The following is an 18,701-nucleotide window of genomic DNA, read 5'->3' on the forward strand; positions in this document are numbered from 1 at the left end:
CATGTCCCATGCCCAACCTCTTTGTCTGATGCTGGCCTCCGGACAGGCGGCGCGCGATGCGCGCGACCTGCGCTGGTCCGCCCTCATGGGCGCGGCCCAGGAGGGGGATGGGGCGGCCTATGCGACGCTGCTGGCGGAATGCCTGCCCTTGCTGCGCGCCATCTGCCGCGCCCGGCTGCGCGACGCGACCGAGGCCGAGGACGCCGTGCAGGACACGCTGCTGACCCTGCACCGCGTGCGCCACACCTATGACCCCGCGCGCCCCTTCCGCCCCTGGGTGGCCGCCATCGCGGAGCGCCGGGCGCTCGACCGGGCACGCCGGCGCGGCCGTCAGGTGGCGCGCGAGACCCTGCTGGACGACGCGGCCGAGCTGGGCGCCGAAGGCGAGGCCGAGGAACGCCTGGCCGCCCGCCAGCTGCGCGAGGCGGTGGGCGGGCTGCCCCAGGCCCAGCGCACCGCGCTGCAACTCACGAAGATCGAGCAGCTTTCGCTCCAGGAGGCGAGCGCGCGTTCGGGCATGAGCATCGGCGCGCTGAAGGTCGCCACCCACCGCGCCCTGCACAGTCTGCGGCGCCGGCTGACCGGAGATGCGCCATGAGGACCGAGGAGATGATCGCCCGGCTGGCCTGCGGCCTGCGGCCGGTGCGCCGGATGCCCTCGCCCCTGGTGCTGCTGGCGCTGTGGACGCTGCTGGCCGCCGCGGTCATCGGCCTCGCGGCCCTGGTCTTCGGCACGCGGGCGGGGCTCGACCGGCCGATGACCGGCTTCGAGACGATGCACAGCCTGGCCGCGCTGCTCACCGCGCTGCTGGCCGGGCTGGCGGCCTTCGAGCTTTCCCTGCCCGACCGCGACCGGCGCTGGGCCTGGCTGCCCCTGCCCGCCATCGGGCTGTGGCTCGGCACCATGGGCGTGGGCTGCGTGGGGGAGCTGGTGCGGCTCGGCGCCGAGGGCATCCGCTTCCATGTCAGTTGGCACTGCCTGCAATTCATCATCGGGCTCGGCCTGCCCATGGCGGGGCTGATGCTGTGGCTGACACGGCACGCGGCCTGGATCAGGCCTCTCCCGGTGGCGGGCTTCGGCGCGCTGTCCGCCGCCGCCTTCGCCAGCATCGGGCTGACCCTGGTGCACCCCACCTACGGGCCGCTGATGGTGCTGGCCTGGCATGGCGTGGCGGTGCTGGCCGTGACGGGGCTGGCGGCGCTGTTCGGCCCGCGCCTCGCCTGGCGCGTTCCGGCGTAACCTTCCGTCCCGGCCGCACGTAACGGCCATTGACCCCGAAACGGATACCCCATGGCCCACCCGCGCACCCCCCGGCTGAAGAATGGCGTGCTGCACACCGATCTCTGCGTGATCGGCGCGGGCTCGGGCGGGCTGTCGGTGGCGGCGGGGGCGGTGCGGATGGGCGCCTCGGTCGTGCTGATCGAGAAGGGCGAGATGGGCGGCGACTGCCTGAACACGGGCTGCGTGCCGTCCAAATCCCTCATCGCCGCCGCCCATGCCGCCCATGCGGCGCGGCAAGCGAGGCGCTTCGGCATCCATCTGCCCGCGCCGGAGGTGGACTTCGCGGGCGTGCACCGCCACGTCCATGGCGTGATCGCCGCCATCGCCCCGCATGACAGCGTGGAGCGCTTCGAGGGGCTGGGCTGCACCGTGATCCGCGCTGAGGCGCGCTTCACCGGGCCGGATTTGCTGGAGGCGGGCGGGCAGGTGATCCGCGCGCGGCGCTTCGTCATCGCCACCGGCTCGCGCGCCGCGGTGCCGCCCATCCCGGGGCTGGACCGTGTGCCGCACCTCACCAATGAGAGCGTCTTCGACCTGAAGGAGCGGCCGGACCACCTGGTGGTGATGGGCGGCGGGCCGATCGGGGTGGAGATGGCCCAGGCCTTCCGCCGCCTGGGCTCGGCGGTGACGGTGCTGGAGCGCGCCACCCTCCTGCCGCGCGACGCGCCCGAGGCCGTCGCCCTGCTGCGTGGCCACCTGCTGGCTGAGGGCGTGACCATCGAGGAGGGGGCGCAGGTGGCCGCGCTGCATCCTGCCGCCGAAGGGGCGGGGTTGGAGCTGGAATTCGACCAGGCCGGCCGCCGCCGCACGCTGCGCGCCTCGCATCTGCTGGTGGCGGCGGGGCGGCAGCCCAACACCGGGCAGCTGGGGCTGGAGGCGGCGGGGGTGGACCACACCCCGCGCGGCATCACGGTGGATGGCGGGCTTCGCACCAGCAACCGGCGCATCTTCGCCATCGGCGATGTGGCGGGCGGGCCGCAATTCACGCATGTGGCGGGGTATCACGCGGGCATCGTCATCCGCCGCGCGCTGTTCGGCCTGCCGGCCAAGGTGGATTACCGCGCGCTGCCCTGGGTGACCTACACCGACCCCGAGCTCGCCCATGTGGGCATGGGCGAGGCGGAGGCGAAAGAGGCGGGCGAGGCGGTGACGGTGCTGACCGAATCCCTCTCCGGCAATGACCGCGCCCGGGCCGAGGCCGCGGGGGAGGGGCTGGTGAAGCTCGTCCTCGGCGCGCGCGGGCGCATCCTGGGCGCGACCATCCTGGCGCCGCGCGCGGGCGAGATGATCGGGCTTTGGGGGCTGGCCATCCAGAAGCGGCTGCGCGTGGGCGATGTGGCGCAGATGATGGCGCCCTATCCCACCATGTCCGAGATCTCGAAGCGGGCGGCGGGGGCCTACTACACCCCGTCGCTGTTCTCCGCGCGCACACGGTTCCTGGTGGGGCTGATCCAGCGGGTGCTTCCGTGAGAATGCTGCGCGACCGGCGGCTGTGGCTGGCCCTTGCGGCTGTGGCGCTGGTGCTGGCGCTGCGCTTCACGGGGCTGGGCGACTTCCTCTCGCTGGAGACGCTGGCGCGGCACCGGGCCACGCTGTCGGGCTTCGTGGCGGGGAATGCGGTGCTGGCGGGGCTGGTCTATGTGGCGGTCTATGCGGCGGCGGTGGCGCTTTCCGTGCCGGGGGCGGTGATCCTGACGCTGGCGGGCGGCTTCCTCTTCGGCGCGTTCTGGGGCACGGCGCTGGCGGTGGTGGGGGCGACGCTGGGGGCGACGGGCGTCTTCCTCTTCGCGGGGCTGCTCTTCGGCGAGAAGGCGCTGGACCGCTTCGGCGCGCCGGCGCGGCGCCTGGCCGAGGCCATCCGGCGCAACGCGGCCTCCTATCTGCTGGTGCTGCGGCTGGTGCCGCTGTTCCCCTTCTTCCTGGTGAATTTGGTGCCGGCCTTCGTGGGGGTGCGGCTGCCGGTCTATGTCGTGACCACCTTCCTCGGCATCATTCCCGGCACGGCCGTGTTCAGCCTGACCGGGGCGGGGCTGGGCAATATCCTGGATGCGGGCGGCACGCTGGACCTGCGTTCGGTGCTTTCGCCGGAAATCCTGGCGGGGCTGCTGGGGCTGGCGGCGCTGTCGCTGGCCGCGATTCCGCTGCGCAAGCGCCTGGCCGCGCGCTGACCATGCCTTGCCACCCCGTCCGGTGGGGCCCACCTGCCCATCCAGCCGCGTTGTGAAGGAGCCTGAGCTTGTCCATCCGTACCCAGGACGCCCCGCGCCTGAACCCGGCCAAGTTCCAGCACCCCGAGGTGACGCTGAAGGGCGAGCGCCGGGCGAGCGTGGCGCTGACTTCCCTCGACACGCTGTGGGTGAACACCGGCACGCTGTGCAACATCACCTGCGCGAACTGCTACATCGAGAGCAGCCCGCGCAACGACGCGCTGGTCTACATCACGCCCGCCGAGGTCGCTTCCTATCTGGACGAGGCGGAAGGGATGGGCGTGCGCGAGGTGGGTTTCACCGGCGGCGAGCCCTTCATGAATCCGGGCCTGGTGCCCATGCTGGACGACGTGCTGTCGCGCGGGCTGCGCGCCCTGGTGCTGACCAACGCCATGCAGCCAATGCGCCGCTATGCCGAGCCGCTGGCCGCGCTCCTGGCGAAGCATGGGGGCGAGCGGCTGGTGGTGCGCGTCAGCCTCGACCACCACGACGCGGCGGTGCATGACATCGAGCGCGGCGCGGGCAGCTATGCCCGCACCCTGGAAGGGCTGGAATGGTTGGCGCGGGAGGGCTTCACGATCCATGTGGCCGGCCGCGTCGGCTTCGGCCATGACGGGGAGGCGGCGATGCGCGCGGGCTATGCGGCGGTCTTCGCGCGCCACGGCATTCCGGTGGATGCCACGGACCCCGTGGCGCTGATGCTGTTCCCGGAGATGGATGCGGGGCGCGACGTGCCCGAGATCACGGAATCCTGCTGGGGCATCCTGGGCAAGTCGCCGGACAGCCTGATGTGCGCCTCCTCGCGCATGGTGGTGAAGCGCAAGGGCGCCGAACGGCCCGCGGTGCTGGCCTGCACCCTGCTGGCCTATGACGCGCGCTTCGAGCTGGGCGCCACGCTGGAAGAGGCCGCGCGGCCCGTTTCGCTGAACCACCCACATTGCGCGACCTTCTGCGTGCTGGGCGGGGCGTCCTGCTCGCGCTGAGCGGGCCCGTCTGGTCGGCCCCTCCGGCGCGGGGTAAATCATCCGGATGGATTTCGACACGGTCTATGACGTGCTGGTGGTGGGGGGCGGCAATGCCGCGCTGTCCGCCGCCATCACCGCCCGCAAGCTCGGCGCCTCCGTCGTGGTGGCGGAGCACGCCCCCCGCCCGATGCGCGGCGGCAATTCGCGCCACACCCGCAACCTCCGCGCGCTGCACCCGGCCCCGACCGAGGTGCTGACGGAAAGCTACCTCGAGGAGGAATACTGGGACGACCTGCTGCGCGTCACCGGCGGCCGCACGGATGAGCATCTGGCCCGCATGTGCATCCGCGCGAGCGAGCACGCGCCGGGCTTCCTGCGGGATTGCGGGGTGGTGTTCCAGCCCTCGCTCTCCGGCACGCTGTCCTTGTCGCGCACCAACGCCTTCTTCCTGGGCGGCGGCAAGGCGCTGGTGAACGCGCTGTATCGCACGGCGGAGAAGCTCGGCATCACCATCCTCTACGACACCGAGGTGCAGCACATCGCGGTGGAGGAGGGCCATGCGACCGAGGCCATCGTCTCCTGGCGGGGCTTTCCGCAGCGCATCCGCTTCAAGGCGCTGGTGGCCTCGGCCGGCGGGTTCCAGGCGAACCGCGAATGGCTGCGGCAATACTGGGGCGATGCGGCCGACCGCTTCCAGGTGCGCGGCACGCCCTATGCCCAGGGCACGGTGCTGAAGGATTTGCTGGCCTCGGGCGTGCAGGAGGTGGGCGACCCCACCCAGTTCCATGCCGTGGCCAATGACGCGCGCGCGCCGATGGAGGATGGCGGGCTGGCCATGCGGCTGGACTGCGTGCCCTTCTCCATCGTGGTGAACCAGAAGGTCGAGCGCTTCTACGACGAGGGCGAGGATGTCTGGCCCAAGCGCTACGCCATTTGGGGGCGGATGATCGCGCAGCAGCCGATGTCGCGCGCCTATGCCATCACGGACAGCAAGGCGCTGCACAACTACCTGCCCAGCGTGTTTCCGCCGATGAAGGCGAACAGCATCCGCGAGTTGGCGGGCATGCTGGACCTTGATCCGGACAAGCTGGAAGCCCTGGTGGCCGAATACAACGCCAGCGTGCGGGACGGGACCTTCACGCCCATGAAGCCCGATGACTGCCGCACGGAGGGCCTGACGCCGCCCAAGAGCCATTGGGCACGGCGGATTGATACGCCGCCCTTCATCGGCCACCCGCTGGCGCCGGGCATCACCTTCACCTTCCTGGGCGTGAAGGTGAACGACAAGGCGCGCGTGATCATGGCGGACGGCAAGCCGAGTGCGAACATGTTCGCGAGCGGCGAGATCATGGCTGGCAACATCCTGGGCCAGGGCTATCTGGCGGGTTTCGGAATGACGATCGGCACCGTCTTCGGGCGGCTGGCCGGGGAGGGGGCGGCCCAAAATGCGCGAAACTGAGACCACGGCCGAAGCCCGGCGGCAGATGGAAATCTGCAATGCCTGCCGCTATTGCGAGGGGTATTGCGCGGTCTTCCCCGCCATGGCGATGCGGCGGGAATTCTCGACCGGCGACCTCACGCACCTGGCGAACCTCTGCCATGGCTGCAAGGGCTGCTACCACGCCTGCCAATACGCGCCGCCGCACGCCTTTGGGGTGAACATCCCGCAGACCTTCGCCACGCTCCGCGCCGAGAGCTATGCCGAATACGCCTGGCCGCCGGCGATGGGCCGGCTGTTCGAGCGCAACGGCACGGTGGTGGTGCTGGTGACCTTCCTGGCGCTGACCGCCGTGCTGCTGCTGACCATGGGGCTGCAGGACCCGGCCATCCTCTACACCGCGCAAACCGGCACGGGCGCCTTCTTCCGCGTGATCCCCTATTGGCTGATGACGGGGCTGGCGACGGTTACCTTCGGCTATGCGCTCTTCGCCATGGCGATGGGCGCGCTGCGCTATTGGCGCGCGACGGCCCCTGGCGCGGGCCAAAGGCCCATCACGCCGGCACCCGTCGCCACGGCGGCCTTCGACATCCTGACGCTGCGCAACCTGGGCGGCGGCGGGCATGGCTGCAACGACATTGACGACAGCTTCGCGCAGAAGCGGCGCTGGCTGCACCACGCCATGTTCTACGGCTTCATGCTGTGCTTCGCGGCGACGACGACGGGCGCCTTCTACCACCACTTCCTGGGCTGGAAGTCACCGCACCATTTCCTGAGCCTGCCGGTGCAGTTCGGCACCTGGGGCGGCGTGCTGCTGTGCATCGGCACGGCAGGGCTGATCTGGGTGAAGACGGTGACGGACCCGGGACCGGTGTCGAAGAAGTTGCTGGGCAGCGAATACGCCATGCTGTCGCTGCTGTTCCTGGTGTCCATCACCGGGCTGCTGCTGCTGGTGGTGCGGCACACGGGGGCGATGGGCGTGATGCTGGCGGTGCATCTGGGCCTCGTGCTCGCCTTCTTCCTGGTGCTGCCCTACAGCAAGATGGTGCATGGGGTGTATCGGGGCCTCGCCCTGCTGCGGAACGCGCAGGAGCGTGGCGCGGAGGTGGGCGCCGCCCCGGCCAAGGCGCCCTCCGGCAAGGCCACGCTGAAGGCGGCCAGCGCGAGCTGAGGGGGTGCCCCTGCCGCATCTTAGAACTGACCGTCGAGGATCCGGCCGCAACGCGGCCGGCGCCGCCCAACCGACAGCGCCAACCGGAGCACCCGTCGCGCGGCGCAGCCAAGCGCGCGGAGCGCGCGCCCGGCGCCTGAGGGCGAAAAATAAAACGCTCGCCCTCGCAACTTAGATATGAAGCGCGCGCCCTGCGACAGCGAGCGCCGCTTCCTTCACCGCCTCGTTCAGCGAGGGATGCGCGTGGCAGGTCCGCGCCACATCCTCGCTCGACGCGCCGAACTCCATCGCCAGCGCGATCTCCGCGATCAGCGTGCCGGCATCCGGCCCGATGATGTGGGCACCCAGCAGGCGGTCCGTCTTGTCGTCGGCCAGCAGCTTCACGAAGCCGTCCAGCTCGCCCATGGCGCGGGCGCGGCCATTGGCGGTGAAGGGGAATTTTCCGACTTTGTAGCCCTGGCCGCGGGCCTTGAGCATCTCCTCGGTCTCGCCGACCGAGGCGACCTCCGGCCAGGTGTAGACCACGCCCGGAATGGTCAGCGGGTTGAGGTGCGGCTTCTGGCCGACCAGCTGCTCGGCGAGCGCCACGCCCTCCTCCTCGGCCTTGTGGGCCAGCATGGGGCCGGCGATGGCGTCACCGATGGCCCAGATGCCCGGGACATTGGTCGCGAAATGCCCATCGGTGGCGACGCGGCCGCGATCGTCCAGCGCCACGCCCGCTTCCTCCAAACCGAGGCCCGCCAGATACGGGCGGCGGCCGATGGCCAGCAGCACCACATCGGCGCGCAGCGTCTCGGCCGCGCCGCCGGCGGCGGGCTCCAGCGTCAGGTCCACGCCATCGGCGTCCACCTTCGCACCCGTCACCTTGGTCTTGAGGCGGAACTTGAAGCCCTGCTTGCCCAGCACGCGCTCGAAGGCCTTGCCGACCTCGGTGTCCATGGCGGGCACCAGGCGGTCGAGGAATTCCACCACCGTCACTTCCGCGCCCAGGCGGCGCCAGACGCTGCCCAGCTCCAGCCCGATATAGCCGCCGCCGATGACGACCAGGTGCTTCGGCACCTCGGACAGCTCCAGGCCGCCCGTGCTGGTGACGACGCGCTTCTCATCCACCTCGACGCCGGGGAGCGGGATGCTCTCGCTGCCGGTCGCGATGACGATGTGCTTCGTTTCGTATTCGGTGCCGTCCACGGCCACCTTGCCGGGCGAGACGATGCGCCCCGCACCCTTCAGCCAGGTCACCTTGTTCTTCTTGAACAGGAATTCGATGCCCTTGACGTTGGCCGAGACGACCTCGCCCTTGCGGGCCTGCATCCGCGCGAGGTCGAGGGTCACGCCGCCCACCTGCACGCCATGGTCGGCCAGCTTGTGCAGGGCCTCCTCGTAATGCTCGGAGCTTTGCAGCAGCGCCTTGGAGGGGATGCAGCCCACATTCAGGCAGGTGCCGCCCAGCGTGGCGCGCTTCTCCACGCAGGCGACCTTGAGACCCAGCTGCGCGGCGCGGATGGCGCACACATAGCCGCCGGGGCCAGCCCCGATCACGATGACGTCGAACGCTTCGGACATGTTCTGCCCCTCAACCCGGAAATGCGGGCGGACCTTGGCGCGGGGCGGCCCAGGATGCAAGGCGCGACGGCACACTCCTGCTTGGCAAAGGGCGCGGGCGCGGTCCACCATGGCCACGTCAAGGGCGCCGGCAGATGCGCCCTGCCCGAAGGAGGAGCTTCCGCATGAGTTTCAAGCCCGGCCCGTTTCCGCGCCGCACCGCCCTTGCCGCCGCCGTGGCCGCGCCGCTGGCGGCACCCCGCCTCGCCGGCGCCCAGGCCGCCTTCCCGACGCGCGCCGTGCGCCTGATCGTGCCCTGGCCGCCGGGCGGCAGCTCCGACGTGCAGCTGCGCAACCTGGCGGAAATGGCCCAGCGGCATCTGGGCCAGCCCGTGGTGATCGAGAACCGGGCCGGCGCCGGCGGCACGCTGCACGCCATCCACATGGCGCGCGAGGCGCGGCCCGATGGCTACACGGTGGGGCAGATGCACCTCTCCGTCGTCCGCCGGCCCTTCCTGGTGCGCCAGCCGCAATGGGACTCCACGACGGACTTCACCCACATCATCGGGCTGACGGGCTGGCTCTTCGGCATCGCGGTGCGGGCCGACAGCCCCATCCGCACCTTCCAGGACCTGCTGGCCGAGGCGCGCCGCCGGCCGGGTGAGCTGAGCTATTCCACCTCCGGCATCGCCACCACCAACCACCTGGCGATGGAGGATATCTCGGCGCGGGAGCGGGTGGAGTTCACCCATGTCCCGTTCCGCGGCGCCACCGAGGGCATCACTGCCGTGCTGGGCGGGCAGGTGACCATGATCGCCGACAGCTCCACCTGGGCGCCGCATGTGGAGGCGGGGCGGATGCGCGCGCTGTGCGTCTGGAGCGCCGAGCGCGCGCCGCGCTTCCCCGACGTGCCGACCCTGCGCGAGCTGGGCTATGACATCGTGGTCACCTCCAACTACGGCATCAGCGGCCCGCCGCGGATGGACCCGGGCATCGTCCGCATCCTGCATGACGCCTTCAAGCAGGCGCTGATGAGCGAGGAGAACACCCGCGTCCGCAACCAGTTCGACATGCCGACCGTCTATCTGGACAGCGAGCAGTATCGCGACTTCATCGTCCAGCGCGCGGCCTATGAGCGCGAGATCGTGACGCGCCTCGGCATCCGCATGGAATGATGCCTCCGGGGGCGCGGCCGTCGCGCCCCCCTTTTTCCGGAACCCGCCCCGCATGAGCTTCCCCCACCGCGCCGGCACGCTGGCGCGCCCCGACTGCACGCTGGCCTATGAGGTGACGGGGCAGGGGCCGCCCTTGGTCTTCGCGCATGGGCTGGGGGGCTGCCTGATGTCCTGGTGGCAGCAGGTGGCGCATTTCGCGGCGAACTACACCTGCATCGCCTTCTCGCACCGGGGCTTTTATCCCTCCACCGCGCCCGAGATGGGGGTGGACCCGGCCGAATACGCGCCGGATCTGGCGGCGCTGCTGGACCATCTGGGCCATGGCGAGGTGGCGCTGGTCTGCCAATCCATGGGCGGCTGGACGGGCGTGGAATTCGCCATCGCCCATCCCGGCCGGGTGCGCGCGCTGGTGCTGGCGGCGACCACCGGCTCGCTCGACCCGCGCCAGGCCGCTTCGCCGGTGCCGGAGCAACTCGCCCCCTGGCAGGCGGAGAGTGCGTCGGCGCGGGCCGCCATGCTGGAGCGCCACATCCTGCCCGCCTCCGGCCCGCGCATGGCGGCGGAAAGCCCGGCGCTGGCGCATCTGTATCGGCAGATCAACGGGCTGACCCAGGGCTGGGACCGCGAGGCGCTGCGCGCCCGCCTGGGCGCCGCCCGCACCCGCCCGCCGGCCGACCTGGCGGCCGCGCGCTGCCCCGTGCTGTTCCTCGCGAATGGCGAGGACCAGGTGCTGCCGCCCTTCGCCCCCGCCGGCATGGTGCAGGCCATTCCGGGCGCGCGGGTGGCGATGATCCCGGCCGCCGGGCACTCCGCCTATTTCGAGAAGCCGGCCGCCTTCAACGCGCTGGTCGAGGCTTTCATGCTGGAGAATGGCTGGGGCGCGGCGCGTTGACAGGCCGCGTCTTCCTGGCCGACAAACCTCGCAACGAATAACCGAGGAGGCCGTCCAGATGATCACCCGTCGCAACACCTTCGCCCTTGGTGGCGCGCTTGGCGCCGCGGGCCTCGCCACGCCCGCGCTGGCGCAGAGCCGCAACCTCGCCAACCTGCCCGCCACCATGATCTGGTCCGTCTATGACGTGGGCTCGACGGGCTATGTCGAGGCCTCGGCCATCTCCGACGCGCTGGGCCGCGCCCATGGCACCCGCGTGCGGCTGCAGCCCTCGGGCACCTCCATCGGCCGCATCCTGCCGCTGAAGCAGCGCCGCGCGAGCCATGCCTGGCTGGCCAACGAACTCTATTTCGCCGCCGAGGGCCTCTACGAATACGCGACGCCGGATTGGGGCCCGCAGGATTTCCGCGTGCTGGCCGGGCGCAAGAACGCCTTCTCGGTGGTGGCGACGCGCGAGAGCGGGATCACGAAGCCCGAGGATCTGCGCGGCAAGCGCATGGCCTGGGTGCCGGCCAATTCCTCGGTGAACATCAAGGTCGAGCCCATCCTGGCCTTTGCCGGCCTCACGCTGAACGACGTGCAGATCGTGCAGTTCCCCTCCTACGCCGCGAGCCTGCGCGCGCTGATCGAGGGCCGGGCCGATTGCGCCGGCGCCGCCCCGGCGGCCGCCGTGCTGCGGGAGCTGGAGGCGAGCCCGCGCGGCATCTCCTGGGTGCAGCTCGACCCCAACAACGCCGAGGGCTGGGCGCGGGCGCAGCGCGCCGTGCCCTTCGTGGAGCCCTTCGCCGAGACCATCGGCGCCGGCATGTCCGAGCAGAATCCGGCCAATGTCATGGGCTATCGCTACCCCATGATCACGGTGAACGCGGACGCGGCCGAGGCCGAGGTCTATGCGCTGATGACGGCCATCACCGACAGCTTCGACATGTTCAAGGACACGAACCCCATCATGCCGCGCTGGGCCATGAACCTGGCCGGCACGCCGCCGATGGACGCGCCCTTCCACGAAGGCGCCATCCGCTTCCTGCGCGAGCGCAACATCTGGAACGCCGACATCCAGCGCTGGCAGGACACGACGCTGACCCGCCTGAACACGCTGCGCGCCGCCTGGGCCGAATTCCTGCCCGGCGCCCGCAGCCAGCCGGCCGAAGCCTTCGCCGAGGCCTGGACGGAACGGCGCCGCGCCGCACTCGCCACCCTCGGCTGAGCCCCTTCACCGCCGCCGGACCCCCGGCGGCGGTTTTTCTTTCACCTCCCGTCCGGTTTCCCCGCATGTCCAGCACCGTCGCCGCCGCCCCTGTCATCGAGGACCCGGAGGCGCGATCGGGACGCCTGACCGGGGCCGCCTTCTGGGCGGCCTTCGTGCTGTCGGCGGCGGGGCTGCTGCTGACCATCAACCAGGTCTTCAACCTGGGCGTGGGCGGGTTCCGGCCAATCAGCACGGCCTATTACTACCTCATCATCGGCTGCTTCGGCGGCTTCGCCTTCCTGGCCTTCCCCGCCATCAAGCGGCAGAAGACGCATGTGCCCTGGTTCGACTGGCTGTTGGCGGCGGCCACGCTGGGCATCAGCGTGTGGCTGGCCACCGTCTCGCTCACCATCCAGCTCGCGGGCTGGAACGCGACGGCGCCCGACTGGGCGGCCTGGCTGGGTGTCGCGCTGATCGTGATGATCCTGGATGGGGTGCGGCGCACGGGCGAGAACGTGCTGTTCTTCGCCTGCCTCATCTTCGGCGCCTTTCCCATCTTCGCGGGCGACATGCCGGGCTTCCTCTGGGGCGTGGAGTTCAGCCCGCTCGACACGGTGCGCGAGCATGTCTTCGGCACCGAGAGCATCATCGGCATCCCCATGCAGGTGGTGGCGGACACGCTGATCGGCTTCCTGGTTTTCGGCGTGGTGCTCTCCGCCACGGGCGGGGCCGCCTTCTTCATGGATTTCGCGCTGGCCTTGATGGGCACCTCGCGCGGCGGGCCGGCCAAGGTCGCGGTGGTGTCGTCCGCCACCTTCGGCATGCTCTCGGGCAGCCCCACCTCCAACGTGCTGACGACAGGCACGCTGACCATCCCCACCATGAAGCGCTGCGGCTATTCGGCGCATTACGCGGGGGCGGTGGAGGCCTGTTCCTCCACGGGTGGGGCGCTGATGCCGCCCGTGATGGGGGCCGCGGCCTTCATCATGGCGACCTTCCTGAACGTGCCCTATGCCGAGGTGATGCTGGCGGCGCTGCTGCCCTCGGTGCTGTTCTACGCGGCACTCTTCCTGCAGACCGACCTCTATGCCGTGCGGAAGGGGCTCAGGGGCGTGCCGAAGTCGGAGGTGCCGCCGCTCGGCCCCACGCTGGCTTCGGGCTGGTATTTCATCGGCGCCATCGTGGGGCTGACGGTGCTGCTGCTGGCCTTCCGGATGGAGGCGCAGGCGCCCTTCTGGGTCTGCCTCTTCCTGCTGGTCGTGGCGGTGCTGCGGCGCAAGGTGACCGGGTTCAACCTGATGTCCTTCTGCCGGCTGGTGGTGGATGGCGGGCAGGCGGTGGCGCAGATCGTGGCCCTCATCGCGGGCATCGGCCTCATCATCGGGGCGCTGTCCGTCACGGGCGTCGCCAACTCCTTCTCGCGCGAGCTGGTGCAGTATGCGGCGGGCAATATCGGGCTGCTGCTGTTCTTCGGCGCCATCACCAGCTTCATCCTGGGCATGGGGATGACGGCGTCCGCCTGCTACATCTTCCTGGCCATCGTGCTGGCGCCGGCGCTGGTGCAGGCGGGGTTGGACCCGATGGCCTCGCATCTCTACGTCCTCTACTGGGGCATCGTCTCCTTCATCACGCCGCCGGTGGCGCTGGCGGCCATCGCCGCGGCCTCCATCGCGAAATCCTCGCCGATGAAGACGGGGCTGATGTCGCTGCGCATCGGCTGCCTGCTGATGCTGCTGCCGGTGCTGTTCGTGTTGCAGCCGGCGCTGATCCTGCGGGGCGACCTGCCGCTGATCCTGCAATCGGTGGCGACGGCGGGGGTGGCGATCTTCATGCTGGCCTCGGCCTTCGAGGGGTATGTCTATGGCGTGGGGGCCACGCCGACCTGGGCGCGCATCCCCATCCTGGTGGGCGGGCTGCTGCTGCTGATCCCGGAGGGGATGACGGACCTGCTGGGACTGGGCATCGCGCTGGCGGGCATCCTGGCCATGTGGCTGGCGAGGCCGAGGGTGGCGGCATAAGCGCAGCCGGCCCGAATCCGGCCGCAAGGCGGCCGGCGCCGCCCCACCGACCGCGCCACAGGCGCACCCGTCGTGCGGCGAAAGCCCAGCGCGCGGAGCGCGCGCCCGGCGCCTGAGGGCGTGAATCATGACAAGGCGGGCGCCCAGCCAGACCAATCCGGCCGCAAGGCGGCCGGCGCCGCCCAACCGACTGCGCCACGGGCCCACCCGTCGCGCGGCGAAAGCCCAGGGCGCGGAGCGCGCGCCCGGCGTCTGAGGACGTGAATCATGATAGGGCGGGCGCTCAGTCGGACGAATCCGGCCGCAAGGCGGCCGGCGCCGCCCCACCGACTGCGCCACAGGCGCACCCGTCGCGCGGCGAAAGCCCAGCGCGCGGAGCGCGCGCCCGGCGCCTGAGGGCGTAGATCATGGGTGTTACAGATCATCTCATGGCGCGGAATTGGCCTGCGCGGGGAGTGCCTTTCGTGGGATAACCGCGTGGCAATGCAACCTCGCCCCGCCGGCCGGCCTTCCTTCCGATGAACATGCTCGATGCCCGTCCCCAGGAGGCGGAGGAGGCCCAGGCCTCCCGCCCCGCGCGTCGGCGCGGGCGCGTCGTCATGCTCGTGCTGGTGCTGCTGGCCCTGGCCGCCGCGGCTTGGTTCCTCTGGCCGCGACCCGCCGCCACCCCTCGGGCGCCCGCCGCCATCGGCCCGACGCCCGTGCTGACCGTCCCGCTCATCCCCGCCACCACCCGGCCGCTGGCCGTGCCCGTGGTGGGCGATGGCAGCGTCGCGCCCTGGCAGGAGCTGGTGCTGGGCCCTGAGGTGGGCGGCCTGCGCGTGCTGGAGGTGCGGGTGGAGGAGGGCGACCAGGTCCGCGCCGGCGATGTGCTGGTGCGGCTGGACGACGCCCTGCTGCGCGCCCAGGGCGCCCAGGTGGAGGCCAGCATCAACGAGGCCAGGCTGGCGCTGGACTTCGCCCAGAGCGAGGTGGCGCGCGCCCGCACCCTGGCCAGCGGCGGGATCGGGCCCCGGCAGGTGCTGGAGCAGCGCGAATCCGTCGCCGCCCAGGCCGAGGCGCGGCTCGCGGCCGCCATCGCGCGGCGCGAGGAGGTGGCGGCACGCCTCGCCCAGGCGACGATGCTGGCGCCGACCGATGGCCTGGTCTCCCGCGTGGTGCTGCGCATCGGCGCGGTGACGGCGCCGGGGCAGGAGGCGCTGCGCCTGGTGCGTGACGGAAGGCTGGAACTCAACGCCCGCGTGCCGGAGCTCGAACTGGCCGGCATCGCGCCCGGCCAGCCCGTCCGTGTGCGCCATGGCGGGCGGGAGATCATGGCCGAGGTGCGCGCCATCGCCCCCACCATCACCACAGAGAACCGGCTGGGCACCGTGCATGTGGCGCTGCCGCCCGGGTCGGGCCTGCTGCCCGGCATGTTCGCCCGCGCCGAGATCATGGGCCCGCCCCGCCCGGCCGTGCTGATCCCGGCCGCCACGGTGGTGTTCCGTGACGGCGCGCCCGCCGTCTTCACCCTGGCCCCGGGCGAGGAGCGGGTGCGCCTGCGCCGCCTCACCCTCGGCCAGCGGCTGGAGGGGATGGTCGAGGTGCGCGAGGGGCTGGCGGAAGGGGAGCGCGTGGTGCTCTCCGGCGCGGGCTTCCTGGCCGATGGCGATCTGGTGCGGGTCGCGGCGCCATGAGCCGCATCGAGCCGCAGCACCGCAACATCTCGGGCTGGGCCATCCACAACCCGGTCGCGACCACCGTCATCTTCCTGCTGCTGACGGTGGCGGGGATCTTCGCCTACCCCATGCTGCGAATCAACAACACGCCGGACCTCGATCTGCCGGCGGTGGTGATCTCGGTGGTGCAGTCGGGGGCGGCGCCCACCGAGATGGAAACCCAGGTGACCCGCCGCGTCGAGGATGCGGTGGCGGGGCTGGGGCAGGTGAAGACCATCCGCTCGATCATCGTGGATGGCAGTTCCACCACCATCGTCGAGTTCACGCTGGGCACCAACATAGATCGCGCGGCCAATGACGTGCGCGACGCGGTGGGGCGCATCCGCAGCGATTTGCCGGCCGGCGTGCGCGAACCCGTGGTGACGCGCGTCGAGGCCACGGGCGGGGCCATCGTCACCTTCACCGTCTCCTCGCCCCGGCTGACGGTGCCGGAGCTGAGCTGGCTGGTGGACGACACCATCTCGCGCGCCATGCTGGCCGTGAATGGGGTGGCGCAGGTGAACCGCGTGGGGGGCGTCGCGCGGGAAATCCGCGTGGCGCTGCGGCCCGACCGGCTGCTGGCGCTGGGCATCACCGCGGGCCAGGTGAACGCGCAGCTGCGCGAGCAGAACATCAACCTCCCCGGCGGCCGCGGCACCATCGGCACGGGCGAGCAGGCCATCCGCACGCTGGGTTCCGCCATCACGGTGGAGGAGCTGCGCGAGCGCAGCATCATCCTGCCCAGCGGCCGCTCCGCGCGGCTGGCGGAGCTGGCCGATGTGGAGGATGGCACGGCGGAAATCCGCACCGCGGCGCGGCTGGATGGCAGGCCGGTGGTGGGCTTCGAGATCGTCCGCACGCGCGGCTCCTCGGAGGTGCGCGTGGCGGAGGAGGTGATGGCCCGCGCCCGCGCCCTCTCGGCCGAGCTGGATGTGGAGGTCACACCCGTCACCACCACCGCCACCTTCGTGATGGCCGGCTACCACGCGGCGGTGGAGGCGCTGGTGATCGGCTCGGTGCTGGCCATGCTGGTGGTCTATCTGTTCCTGCGCGACTGGCGGGCGACGATCATGGCCTCGCTGGCCATGCCGCTCTCGCTCATCCCCACCTTCTTCGTGATGCAGTGGCTGGGCTTCTCGCTCAACAACGTCACGCTGCTGGGGCTGACGCTGGTGGTGGGCGTGCTGGTGGACGACGCCATCGTCGAGATCGAGAACACGGTGCGGCACATCAGGCAGACGCCGGGCATCAGCGTGTTCCGCGCCTCGCTCGACGCCTCGGCCGAGATCGGCCTCGCGGTGGTGGCGACGACGGCGACCATCCTGGCCGTCTTCGTGCCGGTGGCCTTCATGCCGGGCATTCCCGGCCAGTTCTTCCGGCAATTCGGGCTGACGGTGGCGGCGGCGGTGGTGTTCTCGCTGGTGGTGGCGCGGCTGCTGACGCCGCTGCTCGGCGCCTATTTCCTGAAGCCGCCGCGCGATGACCATGAGCGCGAGGGCCGGGTGGGCCGCTGGTATGGCGGCGTGCTGCGCTGGTGCCTGCGGCACAAGCGGCTGACCATCCTGGGCGGCGTGGCCTTCTTCGCGATGTCGCTGGCGCTGATCCCCTTCATCTCGCGCGATTTCGTCCCGGGGGCGGATCGCGGGCGGATTTCGATGGCCCTCGAACTCGCCCCCGGCGCCACCATCGAGGAGACGGACGCGGCGGTGCGCGAGGCGACGCGCATCCTGCGCGCGCGGCCCGAGGTGGTGACCGTCTTCGCGAGCCTGGGCACGCAGGTGGGCGGCGGGGGCGGGCCGGGCCTCGGCAGCGTGACGCGCAATGGCGATCCGCGCGTCGCGAACATTCTGGCCACGCTGGTGCCCTTCCAGGAGCGCGCGCTGCGCCAGGTGCAGATCGAGAACGCGCTGCGGCCGGAGCTGGAGCGCATTCCCGGCGCGCGCATCCGCTTCGGCGCGGATGGGCAGAGCGGCTCGCGCCTGCAGGTGACGCTGGTGGGGCAGGACCCCGCGACGCTGGCCGCGGCCGGCGATGCGCTGGCGGCGCAGATGCGGACCATTCCGGGGCTTTCGGGCGCGCGGTCCACCGCCGCGCTGGCAAGGCCCGAATTGCAGATCACGCCGCGCGAGGCGCGGGCCGCGGATCTCGGCGTCTCGGTCTCGGCCATCGCCAACACCATCCGGCTGGCGACGGTGGGCGATGTGGACCAAGCCCTGCCGCGCTTCACCCTGGCCGAGCGGCAAATCCCCATCCGCGTCATGCTGGATGAGCGCGCGCGGGCGGACATGGCGGAGCTGCGCGCGCTGCGCGTCGAAGGGCGCGGCGGCCTGCCCGTGCCGCTGGAGGCGGTGGCGGACATCGCCCACGCCGCCGGCCCGGCGCAGATAGACCGGCTGGGGCGGCAGCGGCAGTTGACGGTGGAGGCGGAGCTGGGCGGCATGCCGCTGGGCGATGCCATGCAGCGCGTGAACGCCCTGCCCATCATGCGGGACCTGCCGCCTGGTGTCGCGAACCGCCCCACCGGCGACAGCGAGGTGATGGCGGAGCTGTTCGGCGGCTTCCTGGTGGCGCTGGGGACGGGCGTGCTGCTGGTCTACCTGGTGCTGGTGCTGCTGTTCGGGGGCTTCTTGCAGCCGCTCACCATCATGTCGGCGCTGCCGCTCTCGCTGGGCGGCGCGCTGCTGGCGCTGCTGGTGACGCAGCAGGCCATGGGCGTCTCGGCCGTCATCGGCGTGCTGATGCTGATGGGGATCGTGGCGAAGAACTCCATCCTGCTGGTGGAATACGCCATCATGATCCGCGCGGGCGGGCAGGTGGACCGCGAGACGGCCATCATCGAGGCCTGCCGCAAGCGCGCTCGGCCCATCGTGATGACGACCATCGCGATGGTGGCGGGCATGGCGCATATCGCACTCGGCATCGGCGCGGAGAGCGAGTTCCGCGCGCCCATGGCGCTGGTCGTGATCGGCGGGCTGGCCACCTCGACGCTGCTGAGCCTGCTGTTTGTCCCCGTGGCCTATGTCTACATGGACCGCTTCGAGGGCTGGGTGGCGCGGCGGCTTCGGCCGAAATCCTGGGCGCAGGCGCAAGCGCCGGCGGAATAGGGCGGGATGCGTTGAGGTGGAA

The 18,701-nt window shown here is 71.3% G+C and carries 14 protein-coding genes; 13 read left to right on the forward strand and 1 reads right to left on the reverse strand.

Annotation, left to right across the window (positions count from 1 at the left end):
* Positions 1-28: 28 nt before the first annotated feature.
* The 7 genes from ICW72_RS16375 (at position 29) to tcuB (ending at position 7,062) form a co-directional block, all read left to right on the forward strand.
* Positions 29-598, forward strand: a complete 570-nt coding sequence (locus ICW72_RS16375; protein WP_223880638.1) for a sigma-70 family RNA polymerase sigma factor — start codon at positions 29-31, stop codon at positions 596-598.
* A complete protein-coding gene (locus ICW72_RS16380; protein ID WP_191083686.1) occupies positions 595-1,239 on the forward strand; it encodes an NrsF family protein in 645 nt (214 codons plus the stop codon). The genes ICW72_RS16375 and ICW72_RS16380 overlap by 4 nt, the downstream gene beginning before the upstream one ends.
* Positions 1,240-1,290: 51 nt before the next feature.
* Positions 1,291-2,751, forward strand: a complete 1,461-nt coding sequence (locus ICW72_RS16385; RefSeq protein WP_191083687.1) for a dihydrolipoyl dehydrogenase family protein — start codon at positions 1,291-1,293, stop codon at positions 2,749-2,751.
* Between the two features lie 2 nt (positions 2,752-2,753).
* Positions 2,754-3,449 carry a TVP38/TMEM64 family protein gene (locus tag ICW72_RS16390; protein WP_191086298.1) on the forward strand — a complete coding sequence of 232 codons (696 nt, stop codon included), beginning with the start codon at positions 2,754-2,756 and terminating at the stop codon, positions 3,447-3,449.
* Positions 3,450-3,517: 68 nt separating this feature from the next.
* Complete coding sequence (locus ICW72_RS16395) at positions 3,518-4,471, forward strand: radical SAM protein (protein WP_191083688.1); 954 nt, start codon at positions 3,518-3,520, stop codon at positions 4,469-4,471.
* Between the two features lie 46 nt (positions 4,472-4,517).
* On the forward strand, positions 4,518-5,912 hold the full coding sequence (gene tcuA / locus ICW72_RS16400; RefSeq protein ID WP_191083689.1) for an FAD-dependent tricarballylate dehydrogenase TcuA: 1,395 nt from the start codon (positions 4,518-4,520) through the stop codon (positions 5,910-5,912).
* On the forward strand, positions 5,899-7,062 hold the full coding sequence (gene tcuB, locus ICW72_RS16405; RefSeq protein WP_191083690.1) for a tricarballylate utilization 4Fe-4S protein TcuB: 1,164 nt from the start codon (positions 5,899-5,901) through the stop codon (positions 7,060-7,062). The genes tcuA and tcuB overlap by 14 nt, the downstream gene beginning before the upstream one ends.
* Before the next feature lie 171 nt (positions 7,063-7,233).
* Here the strand turns inward: tcuB and lpdA are convergent, their stop codons facing one another.
* Positions 7,234-8,625 carry a dihydrolipoyl dehydrogenase gene (gene lpdA, locus ICW72_RS16410; RefSeq protein WP_191083691.1) on the reverse strand — a complete coding sequence of 464 codons (1,392 nt, stop codon included), beginning with the start codon at positions 8,623-8,625 and terminating at the stop codon, positions 7,234-7,236.
* Positions 8,626-8,789: 164 nt separating this feature from the next.
* On the opposite strand from lpdA, the gene ICW72_RS16415 reads away from it, so the two are divergent.
* The 6 genes from ICW72_RS16415 (at position 8,790) to ICW72_RS16440 (ending at position 18,679) form a co-directional block, all read left to right on the forward strand.
* A complete protein-coding gene (locus tag ICW72_RS16415) occupies positions 8,790-9,779 on the forward strand; it encodes a tripartite tricarboxylate transporter substrate binding protein (RefSeq protein WP_191083692.1) in 990 nt (329 codons plus the stop codon).
* 52 nt (positions 9,780-9,831) lie between these two features.
* A complete protein-coding gene (locus ICW72_RS16420) occupies positions 9,832-10,671 on the forward strand; it encodes an alpha/beta fold hydrolase (protein ID WP_191083693.1) in 840 nt (279 codons plus the stop codon).
* A gap of 58 nt (positions 10,672-10,729) precedes the next feature.
* Positions 10,730-11,878 carry a TAXI family TRAP transporter solute-binding subunit gene (locus ICW72_RS16425; protein WP_191083694.1) on the forward strand — a complete coding sequence of 383 codons (1,149 nt, stop codon included), beginning with the start codon at positions 10,730-10,732 and terminating at the stop codon, positions 11,876-11,878.
* Positions 11,879-11,943: 65 nt separating this feature from the next.
* Positions 11,944-13,878 (forward strand): TRAP transporter permease, encoded by a 1,935-nt coding sequence (locus tag ICW72_RS16430; protein ID WP_191083695.1) that lies wholly within the window; start codon positions 11,944-11,946, stop codon positions 13,876-13,878.
* Positions 13,879-14,396: 518 nt separating this feature from the next.
* Positions 14,397-15,554, forward strand: coding sequence for an efflux RND transporter periplasmic adaptor subunit (locus ICW72_RS16435; protein WP_191083696.1), 1,158 nt, complete (start codon positions 14,397-14,399; stop codon positions 15,552-15,554).
* Positions 15,551-18,679, forward strand: a complete 3,129-nt coding sequence (locus tag ICW72_RS16440) for an efflux RND transporter permease subunit (protein ID WP_191083697.1) — start codon at positions 15,551-15,553, stop codon at positions 18,677-18,679. The genes ICW72_RS16435 and ICW72_RS16440 overlap by 4 nt, the downstream gene beginning before the upstream one ends.
* Positions 18,680-18,701 lie beyond the last annotated feature (22 nt).

The organism is Roseococcus microcysteis (assembly GCF_014764365.1).
GTDB classification, from domain to species: Bacteria; Pseudomonadota; Alphaproteobacteria; order Acetobacterales; family Acetobacteraceae; genus Roseococcus; species Roseococcus microcysteis.

Bases quoted from the DNA above. Each gene is read 5' to 3' on its own strand.
- ICW72_RS16440 (WP_191083697.1), top strand. From the start codon at position 15,551: ATGAGCCGCATCGAGCCGCAGCACCGCAACATCTCGGGCTGGGCCATC.
- tcuB (WP_191083690.1), top strand. From the start codon at position 5,899: ATGCGCGAAACTGAGACCACGGCCGAAGCCCGGCGGCAGATGGAAATC.
- lpdA (WP_191083691.1), bottom strand. From the start codon at position 8,625: ATGTCCGAAGCGTTCGACGTCATCGTGATCGGGGCTGGCCCCGGCGGC.
- ICW72_RS16430 (WP_191083695.1), top strand. From the start codon at position 11,944: ATGTCCAGCACCGTCGCCGCCGCCCCTGTCATCGAGGACCCGGAGGCG.
- ICW72_RS16420 (WP_191083693.1), top strand. From the start codon at position 9,832: ATGAGCTTCCCCCACCGCGCCGGCACGCTGGCGCGCCCCGACTGCACG.
- ICW72_RS16385 (WP_191083687.1), top strand. From the start codon at position 1,291: ATGGCCCACCCGCGCACCCCCCGGCTGAAGAATGGCGTGCTGCACACC.
- tcuA (WP_191083689.1), top strand. From the start codon at position 4,518: ATGGATTTCGACACGGTCTATGACGTGCTGGTGGTGGGGGGCGGCAAT.
- ICW72_RS16435 (WP_191083696.1), top strand. From the start codon at position 14,397: ATGAACATGCTCGATGCCCGTCCCCAGGAGGCGGAGGAGGCCCAGGCC.
- ICW72_RS16415 (WP_191083692.1), top strand. From the start codon at position 8,790: ATGAGTTTCAAGCCCGGCCCGTTTCCGCGCCGCACCGCCCTTGCCGCC.
- ICW72_RS16375 (WP_223880638.1), top strand. From the start codon at position 29: ATGCTGGCCTCCGGACAGGCGGCGCGCGATGCGCGCGACCTGCGCTGG.
- ICW72_RS16390 (WP_191086298.1), top strand. From the start codon at position 2,754: ATGCTGCGCGACCGGCGGCTGTGGCTGGCCCTTGCGGCTGTGGCGCTG.
- ICW72_RS16380 (WP_191083686.1), top strand. From the start codon at position 595: ATGAGGACCGAGGAGATGATCGCCCGGCTGGCCTGCGGCCTGCGGCCG.
- ICW72_RS16425 (WP_191083694.1), top strand. From the start codon at position 10,730: ATGATCACCCGTCGCAACACCTTCGCCCTTGGTGGCGCGCTTGGCGCC.